The organism is Pantoea sp. SGAir0430 (assembly GCF_043549295.1).
Genome location: NZ_CP039428.1, coordinates 56822 through 73128 on the forward strand (window position 1 = coordinate 56822; position 16307 = coordinate 73128).

Below are 16307 nucleotides of genomic sequence, written 5' to 3' on the forward strand. Positions count from 1 at the left end.
AAACCTGCTTTTCAAATTGTGAGTTCAAGCCTTTTGACCGGTTTATTTTGATGGATTTACATCAGCCGAAATAAGGAGAATGAAGATCGGGCGAGGTGGTTATGGAAGCACAGCAGATCGGCCCCTTTACGCCGGGAGTCGCCACGCTTTGTGATCAATCGCGCAACAACTGCACAAACCTTCTTGTATGGTAGTCACTCTTTAACCTCTTCAGGATTTGTCATGGCCTCTTCAACTGTTGCTCAATCTGATACCGCTGAAGCTCACCCTAAATCATTGATCCGCCGCGTCGCCAGCGCCTCGGCGATAGGCACGGCGGCAGAGTATTACGACTTTTTCGCTTACGGTACGGCAGCGGTACTGTTCTTTGGCCATCTGTTTTTTCCCAGCCACGATCCGCTGGTCAGCACACTCGCTGCCTTCGCCACTTATGCGGTTGGCTTCCTCGCACGTCCCATTGGCGGCATGGTGTTTGGGCACATCGGCGACAAAGTGGGACGCAAAAAGGCGCTGGTGGCGACCATCCTGATCGTGGGCCTTGGCACGTTCTGTATTGGTCTGCTGCCAACCTACGAAAAAATTGGCGTCTGGGCCCCGGTATTACTGATTGCCATCCGTTTGCTGCAGGGGTTTGGCGTCGGCGGCGAACAGGCGGGCGCGGTATTAATGACGGCCGAATATGCGCAGCCTTCCCGGCGCGGTTTCTTTGCCAGCTGGGTGCAGATTGGTGCCCCGGTCGGGTTTCTGCTGCCGCTGGCGCTGTTCGCTGTGCTTAATGCCGCGCTGAACGCGGAGCAGATGATGGACTGGGGCTGGCGCGTGCCTTTTCTGCTCAGCGCGCTGCTGGTGATTGTCGGCCTGTTTATTCGCCTGCGCATTGATGAATCGCCGGTCTTCGCCGCCATTCGTGAAACCAAAGCGGCAGAATCCAGGCCGTTAAAAGAGGTGCTGCGTGGTAATCCGCGGCTGGTGGTCAACGGCGTGGCAGCGAAACTGATCGAAGCCTGCGCCTTCGCCCTGTTTACCGTCATCATCCTTGCCTGGGGTAAGGCTAATCAGCTTGATGCCGGCATTTTGATGAACAGTATGATCGTCGCGGTGATCCTCGAAGTACTGGCGATCCCGCTGATGGGTGCCCTTTCCGACCGCATCGGTCGCAAGCCGGTTTATCTGATCGGCACGCTGCTGATCATGCTCTCGATCGTGCCATTTTTTCTCGCGCTGGCGCACAACAGCTACTGGCTCACGCAGCTGGCGATGATCGTGGCGCTGACGCTGGGTCACAGCATGTGTTATGCCCCGCAGGCGTCATGGTTCCCCGAACTGTTTCCCACGCACATTCGCTGCAGCGGTATCGCGGTGATCTGGCAGATCGGTTCGCTGATCGGCAGCGGCGTACTCGGACTGGTGGCGGTGAAAATTCTGCAGGTGACCCACGGCCACTGGTATGGTCTGGCGCTGTATGTTGCAGTGCTGGGGATGATTTCATTGTTCGGCCTGCTGCGTCTGCCGGAAACGGCGCCAGGCCGCCGCCAGGGTGAATATCACCCGTGGCAGCAGCATTAACGGTTAACGGCGCGGCAGCGCCACGCACAGCAGGCCGCAGACGATCAATATGACGCCAGCGAGACTGCTCCAGCGGAAGGTTTCATGCAAGGCTGGCAGGGAAATGGCGGCCAGCCACACCAGCACATAGCTCAGACTGAGCAGCGGATAGAGCCGGTTGAGCGGCAACAGCCGCAGCGCCAGCAGCCAGCACAGCATTGAGCAGCCGTAAGCTGCCAGTCCGCCGATTAACGGTATCAGGCCGTGCTGCCACGGTAGCGCGGTCCTTGTATCCAGCGGTGGCAGCGCGAGCATTGCCGTGCGCAGCAGCAGCTGCGCCAGTGACACCAGCAGCACGCTGGCCAGCGCCAGCAGCCAGCCCTTCACAGATGGCTCCCCATCAGCGCAACCCCGGCAACGATCGCCAGCGTACCCAGCCACTGCCGTCGCGTGTAGGTCTCACGCCAGATGACGCGCGCCGCCACCGCCACCAGTACAAAATTCAGGCTCAGCATCGGGTAAGCCACGCTGACCGGCACGGTGCGCAGCACCACCAGCCACAGCAGCATCGCCGTCCCCAGCAGCAGCAGGCTGAGCACGAGCCAGCCGAACAGGCGGTGCCCGCCGCAGTGGGCCGCCTGTTTCTGGCACAGCTGGGCGGCACAACTGAGCAGACTTACCAGCAGGATCAGCAGCAGATTCATGGTGTCGCGTTATAGCCGTAGTAGACCAGCCGTCCCTGCTGATAGACATCGTCCGGCACCGGCAGATGCGCATCCGCTTGCTTTTCGTCAGAATTTAGCAGCAGCACCAGCGCTACCGGACCCTGTCGGCGATGCAGGCGCAGCCAGTCGGCGAAAGCTTCCCCGTCGACGTAGCGCGTTTTTGCATCGGGATAACCCAGTCCGTACTCCAGCTCACCTTTTTCATCGAAGAAAGTGATATCGCTGCGGCGCAATTCCCATGCGACCGCAGAAGCGATGCCGGAATTGTCCACCACCAGATAGCGGCTCTGCGCCAGCTGAGGCCGAACGGCGCTGACGAAACTCTGCGGCTGTTTGCTATCACGCACCTTTTGCGGGATAGCAAACCCGACCAGCAGCGCCAATACCAGCGGGCAAAGCGCAGCCAGTTGCCAGCGACCTGTTTTCAGGCTTAACCAGCCCATCACCGCCCAGCCGGCAAATGCCAGCGCAGCGCACAGTACCCGCAGCAACTCATCGCGCGGGTACACCGGATGGTGCGCCAGCCCCCAGGGTGCCAGCACCACTACGACCAGCAGCGTGGCACCCAGACCAAACAGCAGGTTGATCCAGCCATTTACCGCCAACGCCTGTTTCTGGCGCGCGGTGTTACCGTGCGCATAATGCGCCATCAACAACGCCAGCGGCGCAAAGCACGGCAGGATATAAGTCGGCAGTTTGCCTTTGGCGATGCTAAAGAACAGCAGCGGCAGTACAACCCAGCTAAGTAAATAGATCGCGGCAGCGTGCTGCTGACGCTGACGCCATGCGCCGCTCAGCGCGCCCGGCAGCAGGCCGAGCCATGGTAAACAGCCCGCCACCAACACCGGCAGGTAATACCAGAACGGGGCTTTATGCTGCGCATCGCTCTCCGCGAAGCGCTGAATATGTTCGACCCAGAAGAAGTAGTGCCAGAAATCGCCTTCCTGATGCTGAATTGACAGCGTCCAGGGCGCGCTGATCGCGGCCGCCACCAGCACAGTAAGCGGGCCCCAGCGCAGCAGTTCGCCAAAACGTCGCTGCCAGAGCACCCAGGGCACAATCGCCAGCACCGGCACCGCCAGCGCCAGAAAGCCCTTGGTCATGAAACCCATGGCACAGGCCGCGCCGAGCAGCACATACCCCGTCAGCCGCTGTGAGGTACTGTGCGCCTGCGCAGCAAACCAAAAGCTGCACATCGCCGCCACCAGCCACAGCAGCAGAATCGGATCGAGCACCGCATAAGTGCCGATGCCGTAAACCAGCAGCGAGGTAAGAAAGATCACGCTGGCGGTGAGCGCTATTTTGCGGCTGGCGAACATCCGCTTGCCCAGCCAGTAGATCAGCATGGCACACAGCGTGGTACAGATAATCGCACCGGCGCGCACGCCAAAATTATTATGCCCAAATAACAGCTGGCCAAGATTATTGACCCAGTAACCGGCTATCGGCTTCTCGAAGTAGCGCAAATCAAAAAAATGCGGCACCACCCAGTTACCGCTCAGCAGCATCTCGCGGCTAATTTCGGCATAGCGGGTTTCATCCGGCTGCCAGAGATCACGAAACGGCACCGGGATCAGATAATAGAGAGCAAAAAGCGCTATCAGCAGCACTATGCGGGTGCGGCTGCGCATCGGTGTTTCCATACTTGGGTCCTGTAAAATGTTAACTCTGGCAACCCAGCCAGCCTTCCCGGCCGGCAATGTGCCCGCGCACCACATGGCCCTGCGGCAGCGTACTGAGATTGTCCGGCAGTAGCTCGCTCAGCGGACAAAACCGTATGCCCTGCTGCTGCGCGCGCGTCAGCAGATCGGCAAAGGCGGGCAAACCGACGATGCCTTCGACCTCTGCGTGAATGGTATAGACCGGCGTACCGCTGGCGGCATGCATCTGCGCGAGAATAAAGTCGTTAAACCCTTCCGCGCTGACCTGCTGGCCCACCACTTCATCCCACGTTGGCAGAGTTACCGGAATTTGCACCGTGCCGAGGCTGCCATCGTTAAGGCGCGGAATGAACGGCCCGCTGCCACGACAGTCGCTGTTATAGCGAAAGCCAAACGGCTGCTTGGCATCCAGTACCCGGCTGTCGGCGCGCCAGCCTGCCACCGCAGAACAGGTGACACTGTCACCCAAAATGGCTTCCAGCGCCGCTTTACCGCGCGCAATCTGCGCATTCAGTTGCTGTGGCGACCAGACGCCAGCCCAGGTCTGCCAGGCAAAGTGATCCCACGCGTGTAACCCCACTTCATGGTGATCTGCCGTGGCGCGAATAATCGAAGCCAGCCCTTTGCCTATTTCGCGGCCCGGCCAGGCGGTACCGGCCAGTAAAATATCCCAGCCGTACAGCGAGGCCGCGCGCGAACGCAGCATCTTCCACAGAAAGCGCGGCTTCATCAGGCGCCACAGGTGGCGCCCCATGTTGTCCGGCCCAACGCTGAAGAAGAAGCTGGCCTGCAGCTGATGCAGGCTGAACTGCTGCAGCAGCGCCGGTACGCCCAGTTGCGTGCCGCGCCAGGTATCGACATCAACACGCAAACCCACTCGCTTCATGGCTTTTCCTGTAGCTCAACGGTGCGCAGGAAGAAGTCCAGCGTGTTGTCGATGGTGGTATCCATCGCCACGGTTGGCGTCCAGTCGAGCAGTCGGCGGGCATTCTTAATCGACGGCTTGCGGTGCTCCACGTCCTGATAGCCTTTGCCGTAATAGCTGCTGCTCTCTACCTCACGGAAACCGGCAAACGGCGGGAAGCGATCGCGCAGCGGGTGGCGCTCAAAGCTGGCCAGCAGGTGTTCCGCCAGCTCTTTAATACTGGCTTCGTTCTCCGGGTTACCAATGTTAACGATCTGGCCATCGCAGTTGTTGTGCTTGTTCTCGATAATGCGGAACAGCGCTTCGATGCCGTCGCGAATATCGGTGAAACAGCGCTTCTGCGCACCACCGTCGATCAGCTTGATCGGCGAGCCTTCCACCAGATTAAGGATCAGCTGGGTGATGGCGCGAGAACTGCCGATACGCGCGGCGTTGAGGTTATCCAGCCGCGGGCCCATCCAGTTAAACGGACGGAACAGCGTAAAGCGCAGCCCCTCTTTTTCGCCATAGGCCCATATCACCCGGTCCAGCAGCTGTTTCGACACCGAATAGATCCAGCGCTGTTTATTGATCGGTCCGACCACCAGGTTGGAGTGATCCTCGTCGAAATGCTGATCGGTACACATACCGTACACTTCGGAGGTCGACGGGAAAATGATGCGCTTTTTATACTTCACGCAGTCACGAATAATCTTCAGGTTCTCTTCGAAATCCAGCTCGAATACGCGCAGCGGATTACGGGTATATTCGATCGGCGTGGCGATCGCCACCAGCGGCAGCACCACGTCACATTTCTTGATGTGATACTCAATCCATTCAGAGTGGATGCTGATATCCCCTTCAACGAAGTGGAAGCGCGGTTCATCCAGGAAACGGCTGATGGCATCGGAACCGATATCCAGGCCATAAACCTCAAAGTTATCATCCTGCAGCAGGCGTTCGGTGAGATGGTTGCCGATAAAGCCGTTTACGCCGAGGATCAGCACCCGCGTGCGGCGTTTTACCGCAGCAACCGGCTGCGAGTAAAGCAGCGCACCCGGCACCATGCCCAGACTCTGCGCCAGCTGGCTGCCGTTCATGTAAACACCGTTGTCGCTCTGCCCGGTGACCACTTCGAGCGCGCCCTCGCCGCAGGCAATCAGGAACGGCTCAACCGACAGCACCGTGCCCGGTTTGGCGCTGGGCGCATCCTGGTGAACCCGCCCTTTCCACACCACGAATTTCACCGTGCCGGCATACGCAAACGCACCTGGCCACGGATCGGTGACTGCGCGCACCAGGTTATTCACTTTAGCCGCCGGCAGCTCCCAGTTGATGCGGCCATCCTCCGGCGTGCGGCGACCGACCACGGTCGCTTCCGCGTCGTTCTGCGGCGTGGCGGCAATCTCACCGCGCTTCATCGGCGGCAGCGCGCCTTCCAGCAGCTGGCCGGCGCAGGCCACCAGCTTACGGTGCAGCGTCAGCGCATTATCCTGCGGGTCAATCGCCACGCGCTGCTGCGCCACAATGTCGCCGGCATCGGCACGTTTCACCATGCGGTGCAGCGTTACGCCAGTCTCCGTCTCGCCGTTGACCAGCACCCAGTTAAGCGGCGCACGACCACGGTATTTAGGCAGCAGCGAACCGTGCAGGTTAAACGCGCCGACCCGCGCGCAGTTCAGGATCGTGTCGCTCAGCAGTGCGCGATAATAAAACGAGAAGATAAAATCCGGCTGCATGGTGCGGATGCGATCCACCCACAGCGGATGGTTAGCATCTTCCGGCGCATAAACCGGAATGCCCTGCTCAGCCGCGAGGCGTGCTACCGAAGGAAACGCATGGCTCTCCGGCGAGGTATCCGCATGGGTGAAGATGGCACTGATTTCATAGCCTGCGTTCAGCAGCGCAGTGATGCCTGCACAGCCCATTTCGGCATAGGCGAAGACGATAGTTTTCATTGCTTAATTTCCTGTACAGACGGGGCATCTTGTTGCGGATGGATAACACGTTGAATGAAGTAGCGCGGACGGGCGCGTACGTCGTTATAAATACGACCGATGTATTCGCCCAGCAGGCCCATACCGACAAACTGCGCGCCGACAAAAATAAACAGCACGGCAAACAGCATGAACACACCGTCACCGGCCCAACTGGCACCGAGGAACAGTCGCAGCACAATCAGGATCAGAGAAAAGGCGAAACCGGCCAGCGCGATTAAGCTGCCGACAATACTCAGCAGACGCAGCGGCGTGGTGGTCAGGCAGGTCACCAGGTCATACATCAGGTTGATCAGCTTCATGAAGCTGTATTTGGAGTCGCCAAACTCACGCTCGGCATGCGTAACCGGCAGTTCAATGGTGCGGCGCGCGAAGGTGTTTGCCAGAATCGGGATAAAGGTGCTGCGTTCGTGGCAGTTGAGCATCGCATCGACAATGTGGCGGCGATAGGCGCGCAGCATGCAGCCATAATCGCCCATCGCTTTGCCGGTCACGCGCTGAATCAGGTGGTTGATGGTGCGTGAAGCGCGGCGACGGAACCAGCTGTCCTGACGGTTCTGACGCACGGTGCCGACCACGTCGTAGCCTTGCTGCGCGGCTTTGACCAGATTGGGGATCTCTTCCGGCGGGTTTTGCAGATCGGCATCCAGCGTAATGATCACATCACCGGAAACATGGCTGAAACCGGCCATAATCGCTGAGTGTTGTCCGTAGTTGCGATTCAGCAGCACGCCGACCACGTGACTGCCCGGCATATCCGCCGCATCGGCGATCATCTGCGCGGAGCGGTCGGCGCTGCCGTCATCCACCAGTAAGATTTCATAGTCAAGTCCGAGCGTGCGGCAGGCAGCGTCGGTACGGCGCACCAGCTCCGGCAGGCTCTGTTCTTCGTTGTACACCGGGATCACCACGGAGACTTTGCGAATCGGTTTTTCTTCCAGCATCTCAGGCTCCCGCAAGGTGGCGTAAGGCAGCAATCACACGCGTTACATCGTCATCGTGCATGTCGGGGAACAGGGGCAGCGAGCAGATACGATCACTGTTCCATTCGGTGGCCGGCAGCGAGAGCTGCGGATAGCGTTCACGGTAATACTTGTGCGTATGCGCGGCGCGGAAATGCAGGCCGGTGCCGATGTCATGGATTTTCAACTGCTCCATCAGCGCATCGCGGCTGATACCGCAGCGCGCTTCGTCCACGCGAATGATAAACAGATGCCACGCATGCTGATGCGGCCACGCCGGCTGCACCAGCGGCAGCAACGGCGTATCTGCCAGCTCACGCAAATAGCGCGCGGCGATGGCCTGGCGACGTGCATTGATGGCCGGCAACTTTTGCAGCTGCACCAGCGCAATCGCGGCGTTGATGTCTGGCAGGTTGTATTTAAAACCGGGCATGATCACTTCGGCCTGCGGTTTGCGGCCATGGGTATGACGATCGTAGGCATCGACGCCGAGGCCGTGGAATTTCAGGCTGCGCAGGCGGTCAGCCAGCTGCGCGTCATCGGTCACCACGATGCCACCTTCGGCGCAGGTGATGTTTTTGATGGCGTGCAGCGAGAAGATTGCGGTGCCCTGCTGCCCGACGTGCCGGCCTTTGTAATAGCAACCTACCGCGTGGGCCGCATCTTCAATGAGCGGGATATTGTGGCGCGCGCTGACGGCGCGAAGGGCGTCGATATCCGCCGGCGCACCGGCATAGTGAACCGGCACGATGGCGCGGGTGCGCGGCGTAATGGCCGCTTCGATCTGTTCTGCGCTCACCATCAGGTTATCGCGATCCACATCGATCATCACCGGCGTGGCGCCCAGCAGCGTAATGATATTGAGCGTGGAAACCCAGGTCAGCGACGGGGTGATCACCTCGTCGCCGGGCTGGATACCCAGCGCCATCAACGTGACGTGCATGCCTGCTGTGGCGGAGCTGACAGCAATAGCGTGCTGGTTGCCGGTGAGCTGACAAAACGCCTGCTCCAGCGCAGCATTCTGCGGTCCGGTGGTAATCCAGCCCGATGCAAATACCGCCTGCACCGCGGCCAGTTCTTCCTCACCCAATGCCGGGCGCGAAAACGGAAGGAAACTCATAAGATAACCTTACTGTTGTGCCTGAAAACATGCTGAAAAATAAAACAAGCGTTATTGCCGCGCATGACAACCTGATGAAACACGCTGTAACCTTTTGTTTAAACGTTACTTAAACGAGTGCGTTTGATATGCTGTTGTCATCTGCGCGCAACAAAACTTAAGCAGGTCTGTTTTATCGCTATAAGAAACCAAAATACGGAGGAAAACTTAACTGAACATTAAATGGCAAAGCGGCACGCTGACTTTTTTACGTGATGTTGAAGATTGGTAGAAGATTGCGCGCCGGGGCCGGAAATCAGCATCGGATCAGACATCATTGGCCTGCATGACGACACACGGCAATTAAAGTGGCTATTTTTCAATATATTAACCAAGAGACTATACTGTTCTTAAGGTTATCCTAAGGTTGGCTGCTTATTCTTCCCTGGGATAGTGACGCCAAAGGCTGGACAGGAGAATGATGATGAGAACCGCGACTGACAGACTTTCACAGGCAGCACTGCGCCGGCATCACATTGGCGTGAAAACAAAAGGATTGCGTTTCCGCGGTGAGCTGTATGTGTTTCGCTATAACGCCGGCCATTACGACGTGTTTCGCAACAGCGAATGGGTGATGTCGCTCGCCACCAGCAATGTGCTGGAAGCCATGCAGCAGTTTAAACAAAGCCAGTAAATTACAGAGCCAGTAAATTCGCTGGCGCACTGATTGGATTATGATCTGTCTCCGCTGGCGTATTGATTAGATTGTTGCCCGCCTCAGCTGGCCCATCGATTGGATTTTTGCCTGTCTTCGCATCGATTTGGTCATTGCCTGCCTACAGCATTCAGGCATCCCCCGCTTATATCTCCTCTGTTCTCTGGAACCCGCTCGTAAATCCTGCTGCAAATCGCTGCAACGCCGCTTTGCTGCTCGCCACGCCGTCTCCACCGGCGTATTGTGCCTCTCGCACACCGGCCAGGGTTGGCGACAGATCGCGGTGCGCATCAATGCGCACCCTACAGGTTTTGTAGGGTCGCCATTCATGGCGACCTGCCATCAAACCGCACAGAACTGATAGCGGTGCGCATAAATGCGCGCCCTGCGAAACCTGTAGGGTCGCCATTTATGGTGACCTGTCGTCAAACCGCACAAATCCGTAGCGGCGCGATTTCGCGGTGCGCATAAATGCGCACGCAGTGAAACCTGTAGGGTCGCCATTTATGGTGACCTGTCGTCAAACCGCACAGAACTGGTAGCGGCGCGATTTATCGCGCAAACAGGTTATGCGGCACCTTTATGGCAATCTGCCGTGCAACCGGGCAAAAAATCGCCCCGTTCACACCGGTACGCACAAATACGCCCCCACGGCAACCGCGCCATGATCTGCACGATCGCCATTGATGGCGACAGAAAAACCCAACGCTGCATGGACAGCAGGAGAAAACATCATGGAAATCGCCTACTGGCTAATCGGTACACTGCTGGCGCTGTGCGTCGGTAGCTTTCTCAACGTGGTCATTTATCGCCTGCCGCAGCAGGTAATGAACCCGCAACCCGGCATTCCCCTGCTGCTGCCGCGCTCGCACTGTCCACACTGCCAGACCACGCTGCGGGCGATCGATATGCTACCGCTGCTGAGCTGGCTGCTATTACGCGGACGCTGTCGCTACTGCCACCACCGCGTGAGCCTGCGCTACCCGCTGACGGAACTGCTTACCGCCGCGATCAGCCTGGCGCTGGCCTGGCTGCTGCCGCCCGATAGCCGCCTGCCTGCCGCCCTGCTGCTCGCCTGGATTCTGCTGGCGCTGACCCTCATCGACATTGAGCATCTGCTGTTGCCGGACGCTCTCACCCTTTCACTGCTGTGGCTTGGCCTGCTGTTCAAAGCGCTGCACTGGCTGCCCGGAACGCTGCATGACGCGGTGTTCGGCGCAGTTGCGGGATACAGCGCGCTGTGGCTAGTGGGTGGACTCTATCAGCTGATAAAAAAGCGCCCCGGCCTCGGTGGCGGAGACGCCAAACTGCTGGCTGCGCTGGGTGCCTGGCTCGGCTGGGTGCTTTTACCCTTTGTGCTGTTACTGGCTTGCACAGGCGCAATTTTGTTTGTTCTGCTGGCCCGATTAGGCTGGCAACGCGAGCTGTATCACGTGCTGCCCTTTGGTCCGTGGCTGGCACTGGCGGGCATAAGTCTTTTTATTCACACGATTATTTAATCGCCTGTTCATATCGCGGCGCTAAAATAAGTGGCCAGTTTCTGTCCAACGTCCTGATTCCTATATGAAAAGAATAAACAATTCTAAACAAAATTAATCATTGTGATGTGCGTCAAAAGGCTCTATATTGGCCGCGTTTTTTGAGCCACTGATACTTTTTTGTTCAACTAGTCAATCGGCCAGCCTGTTCGAGCCCCGGTTGAAGGAGAGATATGATGACGGATAAAGTCCGTATTGATACTTTTGGTGCCAACTCATTCAACGGAAACAACGACGCATTCTTAGCCCGTCAGGCTGAGTTTGAATCAAACGTCAGGAGTTACCCGCGCAAGTTGCCTTTAGCGATTGCCAAAGCCAATGGCGTGTGGATTACGGATGTTGAAAACAAACAATATCTTGACTGTCTGGCTGGCGCAGGGACGCTGGCACTTGGTCATAACCATCCTGATGTTCTGCAGAGCATCCAAAATGTCATTACCAGCGGCTTGCCGTTACATACTCTTGATCTGACGACGCCTCTGAAAGATCAGTTCTCCGAATCTCTGCTCTCGCTGCTGCCAGGTCAGGGTAAAGAGTACTGCCTGCAGTTCACCGGTCCATCCGGTGCTGATGCCGTTGAAGCGGCGCTGAAGCTGGCGAAAAAAGTCACCGGCCGCAGCGGCGTAATCAGCTTCTCTGGCGGTTACCACGGGATGACCCACGGCGCGCTGTCCGTGACCGGCAACCTGTCGCCGAAAGAAGCGGTTGACGGCATGATGCCGGAAGTGCAGTTCATGCCTTACCCGCACCTGTACCGTTGCCCGCTGGGCCTCGGCGGCGAAGCTGGCGTGAAAGCCCTGACCTACTACTTCGAAAACCTGATCAACGACGTTGAAAGCGGCGTGCGTAAGCCTGCGGCCGTGATCCTCGAAGCGGTTCAGGGTGAAGGCGGCGTGAACCCGGCGCCAGCTGAGTGGCTGCAGCGCATCCGCAAAGTGACTCAGGAACACGGCATTCTGCTGATCCTCGACGAAGTCCAGGCTGGCTTTGCCCGTACCGGTAAGTTCTTTGCCTTCGAACACGCGGGCATTGAGCCAGACATCATCGTGATGTCTAAAGCGGTGGGCGGCGGTCTGCCTCTGGCCGTGCTGGGTATCAAAAAGCAGTTTGACGCCTGGTCACCTGGCCACCACACCGGTACCTTCCGCGGCAACCAGCTGGCGATGGCAACCGGTCTGGCGACGCTGAAGATCCTGACCGAGCAGAACATCGCCGGCAAAGTGGCAGAACAGGGTGAATGGCTGAAAGCCCAGCTGAACGCGATGGCGAAACGCTTCCCGGTTATTGGTCACGTACGCGGCCTCGGGATGATGATCGGTATCGAAATCGTTAAGCCACACGAGCCAGCAGACCACATGGGCAGCTTCCCGGCCGACGGCGAACTCTCTGCACTGCTGCAGAAAAAATGCTTCGAAGCCGGTCTGATTCTGGAGCGTGGCGGTCGTCACGGTGCGGTACTGCGCCTGCTGCCATCACTGCTAATCAGCAACGAAGAGCTGGCCGTGTTCCTGGATAAATTTGAGCAGGCGCTGCTGGGCGCTGGCGTCAAACCTGTTTGACTGGAAGAGTAAATGTCTGAAGTAAACCCGATTCTGGCCGCCTCGGCCCCGAGCATTGAGGCGTACCAGCAGGCGATTGCCCAGAGCAGCGCCGCGGTTGTGCAGTGGCTGCAACAGCCTGAGATGTACCAGGGCAAAACGGTTGCCGAACTGCGCGAGCGTATCACGCTCGACTTCAATCCAAACGGCCTGGGCAACCAGGCCGCGATTGAACGTGCGATTGAATATTTCCTCAAAGACAGTCTGGCAGTGCACCATCCGCAGTGCGTTGCGCACCTGCACTGTCCGAGCCTGGTGGTAAGCCAGGCGGCTGAAGTGCTGATCAACGCCACTAACCAGAGCATGGATTCGTGGGATCAGAGCCCTTCTGCCACCATTATTGAAATCAAACTGATTGAGTGGCTGCGTGCGCAGGTTGGCTATCCGGCCGGTGATGCGGGCGTGTTCACCAGCGGCGGTACGCAGAGCAACCTGATGGGCCTGATGCTGGCACGTGACGCTTTCTATGCGCGTCAGGGCCATTCCGTGCAGCAGCACGGCATCACTGGCGATCTGCGCAAGATTAAAGTGCTGTGCTCAGAAAACGCCCACTTCTCCGTGCAGAAGAACATGGCGCTGCTGGGTCACGGCTATCAGTCTGTGGTGCAGGTGAAATCGGATCAGTTCGCCCGTATGGACGTAAATGACCTGAAAGCCAAACTGGCTCAGGCTGAAGCCAACGGCGAACAGATCCTGGCGATCGTCGCGACGGCAGGCACCACCGATGCCGGCGCCATCGATCCGCTGCGTGAAATCGCAGCCATCGCCGCTGAGCACAACATCTGGGTGCACGTGGATGCGGCCTGGGGCGGTGCGCTGCTGCTGTCTGAAAAGTATCGTCATTACCTGGATGGTCTGGAGCTGGTGGATTCCGTCACCCTCGACTTCCACAAACAATACTTCCAGACCATCAGCTGCGGCGCGTTCCTGCTGAAAGACGCGCGTCACTATGAGCTGATGCGTTATCAGGCGGCTTACCTGAACTCCGAGTTCGATGAAGAAGCTGGCGTGCCGAACCTGGTGTCCAAATCACTGCAGACCACGCGTCGTTTCGATGCGCTGAAACTGTGGATGGGTCTGGAAGCGCTGGGTCAGAAACAGTACGCCGCGATTATCGACCACGGTGTGAGCCTGGCACAGGACGTTGCGCAGTTCGTTGAATCTGAGCCACGTCTGGAGCTGGTAATGCAGCCACAGCTGGCCAGCGTGCTGTTCCGCTATCGTCCAGCCCAGCTGAGCGACAGCGCGCAGATCGCCCTGTTCAACCAGCGTATCGGCGATGCGCTGCTGGAGTCTGGCCGCGCTAACGTCGGTGTGACCGAGCATGCAGGCGTGACCTGCCTGAAGCTGACTCTGCTGAACCCGACCGTCACGCTGGAAGACATCAAGCTGCTGCTGGCGCTGGTAGAAAAAACTGCTGATCAACTGCTGAGCGCCTGATTAGGCGTGAAGTAAAAAAGCCGCTAACCGGCAACGGTTAGCGGCTTTTTTTATGGGTTACAGACTGATCGCCGCACGCTGGCTCACTGCGGAATGCGCGCAATCACCTTGATTTCAAAATCATAGCCCGCCAGCCAGTTAACGCCCACCGCCGTCCAGTTGGGATAAGGCTCATCGCCGAAGAAGCGCAGCCGTACTTCGTTCACCGTGGCGAACTGCGCTTCCGGATCGGTATGAAACGTAGTGACATCAACCACGTCATCGAAACTGCAACCGGCGGCCTTCAGCACCGCCGCGAGATTGGTGAACGCCTGATTAACCTGACGCGTAAAATCAGGCTCGGCGGTGCCATCATCCCGACTGCCCACCTGGCCGGAAACAAACAGCAGGTCGCCGGAGCGAATCGCCGCAGAGTATTTATTGATGTTGTACAAAGCCTGACGGCCCGCTGGAAAAACAGCATCGCGTTTGTTCATAATCGTATTCCTGAAGATGAGTGAAGAAAGCGGGTTATCTATGCCCGCTTTCGCTTTAACATACGCCGCGTATGTATTACTATGTTTTACATACGCGGCGTATGTCAATGCAAAAATTTAAGGAACAGCGATGGCAGCCAGACGACGGGCAGACCAGGTGGAAGAGACACGCGGCAAACTGATTGCCGCTGCACGACGCGCGTTTGCGCAGAAGGGTTACAGCGAAGCGTCAATGGATGACCTCACGGCAGCCGCCGGGCTGACGCGCGGTGCGCTGTATCATAATTTCGGCGACAAGAAAGGGTTATTGCAGGCGGTTATTGACCAGATTGATGGTGAGATTCTTGAGCAGATGCGCGCAGCCGGACAGCAGTATCACACTCGCTGGCACGCGTTTCTGGCGGAAGCCATTACCTATATCGAGATGTCGCTGGAGCCGGAAGTCCAGCGCATCATGCTGCTGGATGGCCCGGCGGTGCTGGGCGATCCGTCACGCTGGCCTAATCAGACCGCCTGTCTGCGCACCACCGCCGCCATGCTGGCGGAGCTGATTGAGGAAGGTACGGTGAAACCGGTCGATACCGAAGCGGCGGCGCAACTGGTCAACGGCGCCGCGCTCAATGCCGCGCTGTGGATTGCCGCTGCCGATGAGCCGGTCGCGGCGCTGCCGCGTGCGGTGCAGGCTTTCCGGCTGCTGGTTTCCGGGCTGCTGGTCAACCCGGCGTCGCATTGAGTTCGCGTATCCAGCTGAGAAACGCCTGCAGCGGTGCCGGGATCAGCCGGCGGTCGTTGTAATACAGCCACAGGCCGGGAAAGCTGAGCCACCAGTCGGCAAGAATCGGTTGCAGACTGCCGTTTGCCAGCGCCGGCTTCAGCCAGTCCTCAAACAGATAGACCACGCCAGCACCGGCGATGGCCGTTGACACCGTCAGCTCCATCGCCGCACCGATGCTGCAAATCAGCGGCCCCTGCGGCTGTAGCGTGATACGTTCCGCGCCGCGGCTGAACTCCCATTCGGCCGTCACCCCGGTGGCATAACGACCATACAGACAGCGATGCTGCATCAGGTCGCGCGGATGCTGCGGCGTACCGTAAGCCGCCAGATAGGCCGGAGCCGCGGCTGCGGCAAAGCGCTGCACGCGCGGACCAATCGGCAGCGCCACCATATCCTGCTCCAGATGATCGTCATAACGGATACCGGCATCGCAGCTGTCGCGAAAAATGTCCTGCACATTACTTTCCGCCACGATCTCCAGCCGGATGTCCGGATAGCGCTGCAAAAATCCCGGCACAATCGCCGGTAATACCAGCCGCGCCGCGCTGACCGGCACGTTCAGCCGCAGCGTGCCGCCCGGCGTGTCACGGAACGTGTTCAGGGCATCCAGCGCCGCATCCACTTCGTTCATGGCGGGCAGCAGCCGTGACATCAGCGCCCGGCCCGCTTCGGTCAGTACCACCGTTCGCGTGGTGCGATTGAACAGCCGAACGCCCAGTTGCTCTTCGGCGCGCCGCACCGCATCACTCAAACGCGACGGATTGCTGCCGCTCATGCGCGCCGCTTCGCGAAATCCGCCGGCTTTTGCCACCGCTACTACCGCATGCAGCAACGCCATATCCAGCGCCATTGTGCGTCACTCCGTACAGTCT

Annotated in this window: 15 protein-coding genes; 6 read left to right on the forward strand and 9 right to left on the reverse strand. The window is 58.5% G+C overall.

Annotated elements, in window-relative coordinates:
• Positions 1 to 222: 222 nt before the first annotated feature.
• The gene (locus E7738_RS19190) at positions 223 to 1566 is read left to right on the forward strand and encodes an MFS transporter (RefSeq protein WP_394516485.1); all 1344 of its coding nucleotides are present in this window, start codon (positions 223 to 225) and stop codon (positions 1564 to 1566) included.
• A gap of 3 nt (positions 1567 to 1569) precedes the next feature.
• Here E7738_RS19190 and arnF read toward each other — a convergent pair whose 3' ends face one another.
• The 7 genes from arnF to arnB are packed head-to-tail and all read right to left on the reverse strand — an operon-like array spanning position 1570 to position 8914.
• Positions 1570 to 1932: a 4-amino-4-deoxy-L-arabinose-phosphoundecaprenol flippase subunit ArnF gene (gene arnF / locus E7738_RS19195; RefSeq protein ID WP_394516486.1), complete on the reverse strand. Its 363-nt coding sequence runs from the start codon at positions 1930 to 1932 to the stop codon at positions 1570 to 1572.
• Entirely contained in the window at positions 1929 to 2249 is a 321-nt protein-coding gene (arnE, locus tag E7738_RS19200) for a 4-amino-4-deoxy-L-arabinose-phosphoundecaprenol flippase subunit ArnE (protein WP_021509383.1), read from the reverse strand. Before arnE ends, arnF begins: the two co-directional genes overlap by 4 nt.
• Complete coding sequence (gene arnT / locus E7738_RS19205; RefSeq protein WP_394516571.1) at positions 2246 to 3901, reverse strand: lipid IV(A) 4-amino-4-deoxy-L-arabinosyltransferase; 1656 nt, start codon at positions 3899 to 3901, stop codon at positions 2246 to 2248. Before arnT ends, arnE begins: the two co-directional genes overlap by 4 nt.
• A gap of 31 nt (positions 3902 to 3932) precedes the next feature.
• Entirely contained in the window at positions 3933 to 4817 is an 885-nt protein-coding gene (gene arnD, locus E7738_RS19210) for a 4-deoxy-4-formamido-L-arabinose-phosphoundecaprenol deformylase (protein WP_152390777.1), read from the reverse strand.
• Positions 4814 to 6793: a bifunctional UDP-4-amino-4-deoxy-L-arabinose formyltransferase/UDP-glucuronic acid oxidase ArnA gene (gene arnA, locus E7738_RS19215; protein ID WP_058759134.1), complete on the reverse strand. Its 1980-nt coding sequence runs from the start codon at positions 6791 to 6793 to the stop codon at positions 4814 to 4816. Before arnA ends, arnD begins: the two co-directional genes overlap by 4 nt.
• Positions 6790 to 7776, reverse strand: coding sequence for an undecaprenyl-phosphate 4-deoxy-4-formamido-L-arabinose transferase (arnC, locus tag E7738_RS19220; RefSeq protein ID WP_021509379.1), 987 nt, complete (start codon positions 7774 to 7776; stop codon positions 6790 to 6792). The genes arnA and arnC overlap by 4 nt, the downstream gene beginning before the upstream one ends.
• A gap of 1 nt (position 7777) precedes the next feature.
• Positions 7778 to 8914 (reverse strand): UDP-4-amino-4-deoxy-L-arabinose aminotransferase, encoded by a 1137-nt coding sequence (gene arnB, locus E7738_RS19225; protein ID WP_058770204.1) that lies wholly within the window; start codon positions 8912 to 8914, stop codon positions 7778 to 7780.
• Positions 8915 to 9371: 457 nt separating this feature from the next.
• Between arnB and E7738_RS19230 the strand changes: the two genes are divergently transcribed.
• The 4 genes from E7738_RS19230 to E7738_RS19245 all read left to right on the forward strand — a co-directional run bounded on the left by E7738_RS19230 (position 9372) and on the right by E7738_RS19245 (position 14184).
• Positions 9372 to 9587, forward strand: a complete 216-nt coding sequence (locus E7738_RS19230; RefSeq protein WP_227746467.1) for a hypothetical protein — start codon at positions 9372 to 9374, stop codon at positions 9585 to 9587.
• Positions 9588 to 10342: 755 nt separating this feature from the next.
• A complete protein-coding gene (locus E7738_RS19235; RefSeq protein ID WP_394516487.1) occupies positions 10343 to 11107 on the forward strand; it encodes a prepilin peptidase in 765 nt (254 codons plus the stop codon).
• Positions 11108 to 11322: 215 nt separating this feature from the next.
• Positions 11323 to 12705 carry a diaminobutyrate--2-oxoglutarate transaminase gene (locus E7738_RS19240; protein ID WP_021509096.1) on the forward strand — a complete coding sequence of 461 codons (1383 nt, stop codon included), beginning with the start codon at positions 11323 to 11325 and terminating at the stop codon, positions 12703 to 12705.
• A gap of 12 nt (positions 12706 to 12717) precedes the next feature.
• On the forward strand, positions 12718 to 14184 hold the full coding sequence (locus E7738_RS19245) for a pyridoxal phosphate-dependent decarboxylase family protein (protein WP_058770207.1): 1467 nt from the start codon (positions 12718 to 12720) through the stop codon (positions 14182 to 14184).
• An 83-nt stretch (positions 14185 to 14267) separates the two neighbouring features.
• Here the strand turns inward: E7738_RS19245 and E7738_RS19250 are convergent, their stop codons facing one another.
• A complete protein-coding gene (locus E7738_RS19250; protein WP_058770208.1) occupies positions 14268 to 14660 on the reverse strand; it encodes a RidA family protein in 393 nt (130 codons plus the stop codon).
• A gap of 130 nt (positions 14661 to 14790) precedes the next feature.
• Here E7738_RS19250 and E7738_RS19255 point away from each other — a divergent pair, with 130 nt between their 5' ends.
• Positions 14791 to 15393, forward strand: a complete 603-nt coding sequence (locus E7738_RS19255; protein WP_021509093.1) for a TetR/AcrR family transcriptional regulator — start codon at positions 14791 to 14793, stop codon at positions 15391 to 15393.
• Here E7738_RS19255 and E7738_RS19260 read toward each other — a convergent pair.
• The gene (locus E7738_RS19260) at positions 15374 to 16285 is read right to left on the reverse strand and encodes a LysR substrate-binding domain-containing protein (RefSeq protein ID WP_058759128.1); all 912 of its coding nucleotides are present in this window, start codon (positions 16283 to 16285) and stop codon (positions 15374 to 15376) included. The two genes, E7738_RS19255 and E7738_RS19260, sit on opposite strands and share 20 nt — an antisense overlap.
• Between the last annotated feature and the right edge of the window lie 22 nt (positions 16286 to 16307).